General features: G+C 65.0%; 9 protein-coding genes. 1 reads left to right on the top strand and 8 read right to left on the bottom strand.

Annotated features, from left to right (window positions below; genetic code table 11):
• Positions 1–73: 73 nt before the first annotated feature.
• Together Q2M23_RS37415 and clpS are read right to left on the bottom strand one after the other, a co-directional pair.
• Complete coding sequence (locus Q2M23_RS37415; protein ID WP_233475576.1) at positions 74–838, bottom strand: hypothetical protein; 765 nt, start codon at positions 836–838, stop codon at positions 74–76.
• A 90-nt stretch (positions 839–928) separates the two neighbouring features.
• Entirely contained in the window at positions 929–1,234 is a 306-nt protein-coding gene (clpS, locus tag Q2M23_RS37410; protein ID WP_021076758.1) for an ATP-dependent Clp protease adapter ClpS, read from the bottom strand.
• Between the two features lie 233 nt (positions 1,235–1,467).
• Between clpS and Q2M23_RS37405 the strand changes: the two genes are divergently transcribed.
• Positions 1,468–2,319 carry a DUF1194 domain-containing protein gene (locus Q2M23_RS37405; RefSeq protein ID WP_057015213.1) on the top strand — a complete coding sequence of 284 codons (852 nt, stop codon included), beginning with the start codon at positions 1,468–1,470 and terminating at the stop codon, positions 2,317–2,319.
• Positions 2,320–2,423: 104 nt separating this feature from the next.
• Here Q2M23_RS37405 and Q2M23_RS37400 read toward each other — a convergent pair whose 3' ends face one another.
• The 6 genes from Q2M23_RS37400 to Q2M23_RS37375 form a co-directional block, all read right to left on the bottom strand.
• On the bottom strand, positions 2,424–3,257 hold the full coding sequence (locus Q2M23_RS37400) for a nucleotidyltransferase domain-containing protein (RefSeq protein WP_316398711.1): 834 nt from the start codon (positions 3,255–3,257) through the stop codon (positions 2,424–2,426).
• 54 nt (positions 3,258–3,311) lie between these two features.
• Positions 3,312–4,553 (bottom strand): class I SAM-dependent RNA methyltransferase, encoded by a 1,242-nt coding sequence (locus Q2M23_RS37395; protein ID WP_316398710.1) that lies wholly within the window; start codon positions 4,551–4,553, stop codon positions 3,312–3,314.
• Positions 4,546–5,307, bottom strand: a complete 762-nt coding sequence (locus Q2M23_RS37390) for a TlyA family RNA methyltransferase (protein WP_253587659.1) — start codon at positions 5,305–5,307, stop codon at positions 4,546–4,548. Before Q2M23_RS37390 ends, Q2M23_RS37395 begins: the two co-directional genes overlap by 8 nt.
• A complete protein-coding gene (locus tag Q2M23_RS37385; protein WP_057015217.1) occupies positions 5,304–5,867 on the bottom strand; it encodes a nucleoside 2-deoxyribosyltransferase in 564 nt (187 codons plus the stop codon). Before Q2M23_RS37385 ends, Q2M23_RS37390 begins: the two co-directional genes overlap by 4 nt.
• Before the next feature lie 100 nt (positions 5,868–5,967).
• Complete coding sequence (dxs, locus tag Q2M23_RS37380; RefSeq protein ID WP_050387827.1) at positions 5,968–7,896, bottom strand: 1-deoxy-D-xylulose-5-phosphate synthase; 1,929 nt, start codon at positions 7,894–7,896, stop codon at positions 5,968–5,970.
• Between the two features lie 544 nt (positions 7,897–8,440).
• Entirely contained in the window at positions 8,441–8,692 is a 252-nt protein-coding gene (locus Q2M23_RS37375; protein WP_028334494.1) for an exodeoxyribonuclease VII small subunit, read from the bottom strand.
• Positions 8,693–8,783 lie beyond the last annotated feature (91 nt).

The following is an 8,783-nucleotide window of genomic DNA, read 5'->3' as shown; positions in this document are numbered from 1 at the left end:
ATGCAAAGGTGTCCTTGCTGCATCCGGCTCATCAAAGGGCGCGACCCGCCGATCCACTTATGACACAGTAAGATTAGCCGCCGCGGGCGTAAGACTGCTTCAGGCCGAAGGTCAGGATCGACAGCGTGATCCACAGCCGCAGCATGGCGAAGCCGAAGATGAAGACGACGTAGACCAGGTTCTTGAGCGGCTGGCCCACCGTCGCGGTCTGCCAGAAGTGCCAGATCGCGGTGCGGACAAGCTCCTGACCGTAGCCCAGCGCGACGTTGATCGCACCGAGCACCAGCACCGCGGCGCCGAGCCACAGCGCATGCCGGCCCAGATCCTTGACGGCGGCAAACAATGCGACACGGCCGCCATTGCCTTCCGCATTGACGATGATCAAGAGCACCAGCGCTGCGATCGCCGCACTCCAGAACCGGCCGAGATCGGAGTCCTGATCGAAGGCCATGCCGTCGAGGCCCCACATCAAATGCGGAGCAAACGACGTGAAGCCGACCGCGGCGGTGCCGACTGATGCCACGATCATCACGAGCATGATCCGCCACAGGATCGACGCCGACAGTCTGGTCTGCTCGGCCAGGGTCCATTCGCCGAGCGACGATTGGCCTCCGGCAGCCTGGATCGAGTCCCGCGCTGTCGCGAAGAAGGCGAGCAGCACGCAGATGTCGGCCAGCACCAGCGCGGGCAGCGTCAGGCCGGGCCTGCCGAAACCGACGATCCGCAGCGCCGCCGCCATGACGAGCCAGGGCAGAGCGGGCAGGGGGCGAAACGGCCCGAACGAGGTTTCTGGGCGGGTCTTCCGCAGTGAAAGCTGTTGGCGCAGTGCGACGGACATGCCGCGTTCATGCCATGCGATCCCTAAAGCACCGGTCGCCGCGATCGCTAAAATTCGCGGCAAGGCCTGTGGCAATCTGGCGCTGGCGCGCTATTCCTCGGGCTCGGTGGTGAACAGCAGCGGATAGCCCTTGGCGCGGCCGGCGTCGGTGGCGCGCGTCGCCTTGGTCTCGGCGACGTCCCTGGTGAAGACAGCGACGACGCAGACGCCGCGCTGGTGCGCCGTCAGCATCACCTTGTAGGCTTGGTCGTCGGTCATGCGGAATTCACCCTTCAGCACGGTGACGACGAATTCGCGCGGCGTGTAGTCGTCGTTGACCAGGATCACCTTGTGCAGGCGCGGCCGCTCGACCTTGGTCTTCGTCCTGGTTTTCGGCTTGACGACGGTATCTGGCATCGCACTCCCTCGCGATTGCCCCGTAAGAATACCGTCTTCAGGCGCGCCTTGGAACCGTTCGATTTGCACGGCGTCATTGCGGCAACGGCACGGCGCGCGTTGCCGCATTCGAGACAAACGAAGTTTGACTTGAGTGTGGACGTCTAACCTGAATGTGAAGGACAGCTGATATCTGCGCTTTTCGCCGCCTGAATTGCGTGTCACCATGACACTCATACGACGGGAGGGCCGCAATGCGCTGGTATGTCTCGATCGGAGCGGTGCTTGTCGCGGGCATGTTGGCCTGCGGCGATGTGGCCGGTGTTGCCGCGCCCGGCCCGGGAACCCAACCCGGCCATCGCCTGGCTGAAAAGGAATCCACACCGAGCGTCGACATCGAGTTGATCATCGCGGTCGACGTTTCCTATTCGATGGACATGGACGAGCTCGCGATCCAGCGCGAGGGCTATGCGCAGGCGATCGTCTCCAAGGATTTCCTGCAGGCGCTGAAGGCCGGTCCGAACGGCAAGATCTCGATCACCTATTTCGAATGGGCCGCCTCCAACGATCAGAAGATCATCATCCCCTGGCGGGTGATCGACGGCCCTGAATCCGCCGATGCGGTCGCCGCCGAGATCATGAAGACGCCGGTGCGCCGCGCCTCGCGCACCTCGATCTCCGGCGCGATCTATTTCGCGATCCCGATGTTCGACGAGAATCCGCATCGCGGGCTGCGCCGCGTGATCGATATTTCCGGCGACGGGCCCAACAACAACGGCACGCCGATCACGCCCGCGCGCGATGCGGCGCTCGACAAGGGCATCGTCATCAACGGTCTGCCGATCATGGTGAAGGAACCGTCCTACTCGACGATGGATATCGAGAATCTCGACTATTACTACGAGGACTGCGTGATCGGCGGACCGGGCTCCTTCGTGGTGACGATCAAGGATCGTGAGAAGTTCAAGGAGGCGATCCGCACCAAGCTGCTGCTCGAAGTTGCCGGCCGCACCCCCGAGCGCCCCATCATGCGGACCGCCGAGAAGGAGCCGCGGGTCAATTGCCTGATCGGCGAGAAGATCTGGCAGGACCGCTGGGGGCGGTAGCGATCATGTGGACCTCGTAGGATGGGTAGAGCGCAGCGAAACCCATCAATTCATGTCTGTGGCGCGAATGATGGGTTTCGCTGCGCTCTACCCATCCTACGGTTCTAACTCGCCCTACAGATCTTCTGGAGCTCACTCTCTATCGCGCGCAGCATCTGCAACGCGGCGGCATGCTCGGTCGCACCGATCTGCCGCCAGACCTCTGCGGCGCGGCCAGCAAGGCCGCGAACCGTCACCGGAAAATTCGCGGCCTGCGCCAGTGCGCTCTTTTCGTTGATCAGATATTGCCCGTTCAGCGCAAACAGCACCTGTGCGAGGCAGGCCAGCGCGCGATAGGCGCAGCCGGCGACATGCGTGCCGTCGCCGCGCGGCAGAGCAAGCTCTGCATTCTCGATGCTGAACAGGACTTCCCATTGAAAGCGTCGGATCAGCGCATCGCGCAGGGCCGGCGGGTAGGGCACAGTCCTCGCCTTCAGCGCCGCGACGATGCCGTCGGGATCGTGCAGCTGATGGCACAGCGCGACCTCGCCCATCCAGATCGCCGAGCAGAAGCCGTGCGGATGGCCCGGCTGGTAGTGCATGCTGATCTCGCCGTTCCGGCAAGCATCGATGACAGCAGAGACCTGATCGGTGCTGCGGTAGAGCAGGTCGACCTTGCGGCCGCCGATCGTGAGCCAGGCACCGCCGACGATCCACGGTCCCCATTCGCCGACCGGCGTGACATGCGCAGCGGCGGGGTCGTCGACCAGACCCGTTACAGCTTCGCGCAGCCGATCGATATCCGGCGCGGCGCCATCCCGATAGTAGAGGCCGATATCGGTGTCGGAGGTGTCATGCGCCGTGCCGCGCGCCCGCGAGCCGCCGAGTACGATGGCGGCGACGCCCGATACGGCGGCGATAACGGGGATGATGCGTGCGAGCAGCGGATCGTCGGACATGGAGCGCAGACTATAGCGAGACTGCCCGCGCTCAGCGATAGCCGCTCCGTCCTGTCAGCGCGCGAACCGCGCCACCAGCTCGACATGCGCCGTGTGGCGGAACTGATCGACCGGTGTGACGGCTGCGATCTTGTAGCCGCCGTCGATCAGGATTTTCGCGTCGCGCGCAAACGTGGCGGCGTTGCAGGACACCGCGACGATCACCGGCACCTTGCTCGCCGCCAGCTGGGTGACCTGCGCCTGCGCGCCCTGGCGGGGCGGGTCGAACACGACGGCGTCATAGTCGCGCAACTCCTGCGGCATCAGGGGACGGCGGAACAGGTCGCGCGCCTCGGCCTTGAGCGGCTTCAACCCCGGCGTCGATTGCGCGGCCTTCTGCAGCGCCGTGATGGCGCCGGCATCGCTATCGAAGGCTGCGATCCGCGCCTTCTCCGCGAGGCGCAACGCGAACGGACCGACGCCGCAAAACAGGTCGGCGATATGCTTGGCGCGTCCGCAATGCTCGCGAACCAGCGCGGCCAGCGTCTCCTCGCCCTTGACGGTCGCCTGCAGGAACGAGCCGGGCGGCAGCACGACCTTCGCCTTTCCGATCGCAATCTCGGGAGAGGCACGCTGCAGCACCAGCTCGCCATGGCGTGTCAGCCGCGCCAGCCGGTGCTTCTCCGCAACGCGCGACAAAGTGGTGATCAGGCTGGTCGGCAGCGCGCCGGAACCGCGCACGTCGATGTCGAGTCCGTTGACGGTTGCGGTGACCTGGATGTCGAGCGGCTTGCCGATCGCGATCAGCGGCTCGGCGGTGGCCCAGGCCGCCTCGATCGCGCCGTCGAGCGCAGGATCGAGGATCGGGCAGCGATCGACCGGGACGATATCGTGTGAACCTGCCGCGGCGTAGCCGACCTTGAGGACCTCGTGGCTGCCAATGCGCCCGTGCAGCGTGATGCGGCGACGGCCCGCGCCATGGGCATCGATCAGCGCTGCGACTTCCGCCGCAATCTTCGCCTGCGCCAGCGTCTCGACCACGATGTTGCGCTTCCAGGCGTGGTAGGGCACATCGTTCCAGTGCTGGATCGCGCAGCCGCCGCACACGCCGAAATGCGGACAGAACGGCGCGATGCGCTCGGGGCTTTCCTGCGCGACCCGCAGCAACCGCCGCCGGTCGGGATGGTTGCCCGGGACGTCGTCGACCTCGACCGTTTCGCCGGCCAGCGCATAAGGCACAAAGATCGATTGCGATCCCTCGATCGCGACGCCGTCGCCGCGGTGGCCGACATGGTCGATGGTAAGAAGCTCAGCCACGGCGCGCGCCGAGGAAGAATTCGATATTGCCGTCGCCGCCCGAGATCGATGACGGGAACACCTGAATGTCGGTGCAGCCCTGCGAGGCGGCAAAGGCTGCGATGTCGTCGCAGATCTCCTGGTGCACCATCGCGTTGCGGATCACGCCGCGCTTGGAGTGCTTGCGCGCCGCCTCGAACTGCGGCTTGATCAGCGCCAAAAGATGCATCGGAGCTGCCGCCAGCGACAGCGCCACCGGCAGCACCAGCTTCAGCGAAATGAAGCTGACGTCGATCACCACGATGTCGGGCCGCGCCGGCAGGCGCTTGCCCTCGAAACTCCTGATGTCGGTCGCCTCCATGGAGACGATCTTCGGATGCCCCTGCAGCGAGGGATGCAGCTGGCCATGGCCGACATCGATGGCGAACACGAGGCTTGCGCCGTTGGCGAGCAGCACTTCGGTGAAGCCGCCGGTCGAGGCGCCGACATCGAGGCAGACATGGCCCTCGACGTCAATCGGATAGTGCTCGAGCGCGCCGGCGAGCTTGACGCCGCCGCGCGAGACATAGGGATGCGCCGGCTCGGCCGAGAGTGCCGCGCCCGGTGCGACGATCTCGGACGCCTTCGCGATCTGCCTGCCGTCGGCGGTGACGAGGCCGGCGTCGATGGCGGCGCGCGCTCGCGCCCGGCTTTCGAACAGGCCGCGTTCCACCAGCAGCACGTCGATGCGTTTGCCGGCGGATGCGTCGTTGTCGTTGTCGCCCGCTCTGGTCACTTCGCCGCCTGCCGGCGCTGCGCGGCAGCGAGCCGCACGCAGGCCTCGAAGGAGGTGAGGTCGTGCCATAGGTCGGCCGACGGCTCGCGCGGGGTCACCAGCGGGCTGCCGTGCAGGTCGAGCGCGTGCATCATCATCAGATTGTCCGGCAATCCAAACTCTTCCACCGTCAGCCCCTCCGCATCGATCAGGCGTCCGTCGGATGCCGGCACGACCTGGCTGAGCCGCGCCACGCGATTGGCGTAGGACGTGGGATCGTTGGAATAGGCGAGGCACAGTTTGCCGCGTCCCGCCATGTAGCCGAGTTCGTAAACCGTGCCTGCGTCGGCACTGGGGCCGCGAAACGGCGTCAAGTTGGCGATGATGGCGTCGGCAGACTCCATCATCGCCTCGTTGCTCTTGAAGATGGTGAGCGAGACGCCGGCGGCGGTGGGATCGATGCTGTTGTCGAGCGGATACAGCCCGGTCAGCCCGTGATAGGCGCAAACCTCCGCCTTGCGGCGGCCGATCTCCACGGCATCCGGCAGGAACACGTCAGGACCTGCCAGATAGATCTTCATGGACTTGCCGGGGCTGGTGCGTTTTCGAGCGACAACCTGGAGCTTCGGTTCTGATTTCAATCAGAACCGAAAATGCTCCAGTGAGCGCCGCCCGTCACGATCAGGCGAGCTTGACGGTCTCGGCCTTGTAGTCCTTGCCGAGGGTTTCGAACACCTTGGCAACGATGCTCTTGGCGTCGAGACCGGCGCGGGCATACATCGCCGCCGGCGTGTCGTGGTCGAGGAACACGTCGGGCAGGATCATCGAGCGGAACTTGAGCATGCCGCTGTCGAGCATGGCGTTGTCCGACAGGAACTGCATGACATGCGAGCCGAAGCCGCCGATCGAGCCTTCCTCGATCGTGATCAGGATCTCGTGGTCGCGGGCGAGCTTCATGATCATCTCTTCGTCGAGCGGCTTCATGAAGCGCGCGTCGGCGATCGTGGCGGAAAGGCCGTGGGCGGCGAGCTCGTCGGCCGCCTTCTCGCACTCGGCGAGACGGGTGCCGAACGACAGCAGCGCGACCTTCTTGCCCTCACGGATGATGCGGCCCTTGCCGACCTCGAGGGCAACGCCGACTTCCGGCATCTCGATGCCGCGGCCTTCGCCGCGCGGATAGCGCAGCGCGCTCGGACGATCGTTGATCGCAACCTGCGTCGCCACCATGTGGACCAGTTCCGCCTCGTCGGCGGCGGCCATGATCACCATGTTCGGCAGACAGCCGAGATACGCATTGTCGAACGAACCCGCGTGCGTCGCGCCGTCGGCGCCGACCAGGCCGGCGCGGTCGATCGCGAAGCGGACCGGAAGGCTCTGGATCGCGACGTCATGGACCACTTGGTCATAGCCGCGCTGCAGGAAGGTCGAATAGATAGCGCAGAACGGCTTGTAGCCTTCGGTGGCGAGGCCGGCGGCGAAGGTCACCGCGTGCTGTTCGGCAATGCCGACGTCGAAGGTGCGGTCCGGGAACGCCTTGTTGAAAATATCGACGCCGGTGCCTGACGGCATCGCCGCGGTGATGGCGACGATCTTGTCGTCCTTCTCGGCTTCCTTGACGAGGCTCTGGCCGAACACGTTCTGATAGGCCGGCGCATTCGGCTTGGCCTTGGCCTGGGTGCCGGTCGCGACGTCGAACTTGACCACGGCGTGGTACTTGTCGGCGGAGGCTTCGGCCGGGCCGTAGCCCTTGCCCTTCTGGGTCACGACGTGAACCAGGATCGGGCCGGTCTCCATGTCGCGGACGTTCTTCAGCACCGGCAGCAGATGGTCGAGATTGTGACCGTCGATCGGGCCGACATAGTAGAAGCCGAGTTCCTCGAACAGCGTGCCGCCGTCCATCATGAAGCCGCGGGAATATTCCTCGACGCGGTTGGCGCGGTTGGCGAGGATCTTCGGCAGGCGCTTGTTGATCTGCTTGGCGGCCTCGCGCAGCGAGCGGTAGGTCTTGCCGGAGTAGAGGCGCGACAGATAGGCGCTCATCGCGCCGACGGGCGGCGCGATCGACATGTCGTTGTCGTTGAGGATCACGATCAGGCGCGAGTTCATCGCGCCGGCGTTGTTCATCGCCTCATAGGCCATGCCCGCCGACATCGCGCCGTCACCGATCACGGCGATAACGTTGTTCTTGCCGCCGGAGAGATCGCGCGCCACGGCCATGCCGAGGCCGGCCGAGATCGAGGTCGAGGAGTGCGCGGCGCCGAACGGATCGTAGTCGCTTTCGGTGCGCTTGGTGAAGCCGGAGAGGCCGCCGCCGGTGCGTAGCGTGCGGATGCGGTCGCGGCGTCCGGTCAGGATCTTGTGCGGGTAGGCCTGGTGGCCGACGTCCCAGATCAGGCGGTCGCGCGGGGTGTCGAAGATGTAGTGGATGGCGGTGGTCAGTTCCACCACGCCGAGGCCGGCGCCGAAATGGCCGCCGGTCACCGACACCGCGTCGATGGTTTCCTGGCGCAGCTCGTCGGCAACCTGCTGCACCTGCTCGACCTTCAGCTTGCGCAGGTCATCCGGCGTGTGAATAGTGTCAAGAAGCGGCGTCTTACTAAATGTGGTCACAGCGAATTTCCAATTTTTGCCTGTCGGAACGAACCGCCCGACGCGAGATGGGATGGCGCGCACACCGCGCAGCGAATGCCAGACACTGGGTGCCGCCCCGGCAGGCCGGTGCCTGGTTGTAAGCCTAGATTCACTCCGGATTGGACCACGTGATATGCATCACCTTGGTCGCTCTTCACCCGTCCCGGTTCAGTTTTGTCGAACCATTTGAGATGCATGCCGCCCGAAAAGTCGGGCTGCCCGCCACTCTCAAATGCCCATAGAACTGGAAGCATTACACCAAAGCCGCCGCCAAAGCCAACCCGATAGGGGCCGCAAGGTTCCTATGCGGCGCGCCGAAAAACCTAGTCTTTTCAATAGTCGGGTGGGAGCTGGGTTCCAATTCGCCTAATTTGGCGGCAGCCGGCCGGGCCGGCTCGGCCTGATTCGCAGCCGTACCCGACCCCGCGGGTAGCCCCGGAGGTTTACGGGTGGCTGGAAATGCACAGCAACAATTGCCCGCCGTGGCGGACATCGCGCCGCACGATCGACGTGGTCGGTAGCGCTACTGCACGTCGAGCGGCTCGGTGCCGGTCGGCTGGCCCGAGGCGTCGGTGGTGATCTTGTCGACGCGGGCTTCGGCCTGACGCAGCAATTCCTCGCAGCGCCGCTTCAGCGCCTCGCCGCGCTCGTAGATCGCGACCGATTCCTCAAGCGGGACCTTGCCGTCCTCGAGCCGCTTGACGATCGATTCGAGTTCCTCGATCGCGCGTTCAAAGGAGAGCTTCTTCACGTCGGCTTGGGTATTCTCGGCCATTCTTGCGTTCCCGATTGCGTGGATCAGATCGCAACCTGATCTTGTCGTCCAAACATGACCTGTCGCAGGCCATGCTCGCCCCGGCGCAGAA

It is taken from the genome of Bradyrhizobium sp. 33ap4 (assembly GCF_032654765.1).
In the GTDB taxonomy this organism is placed as follows: Bacteria; Pseudomonadota; Alphaproteobacteria; order Rhizobiales; family Xanthobacteraceae; genus Bradyrhizobium; species Bradyrhizobium australafricanum.
This window is presented reverse-complemented; position numbering and strand designations above follow the sequence as displayed.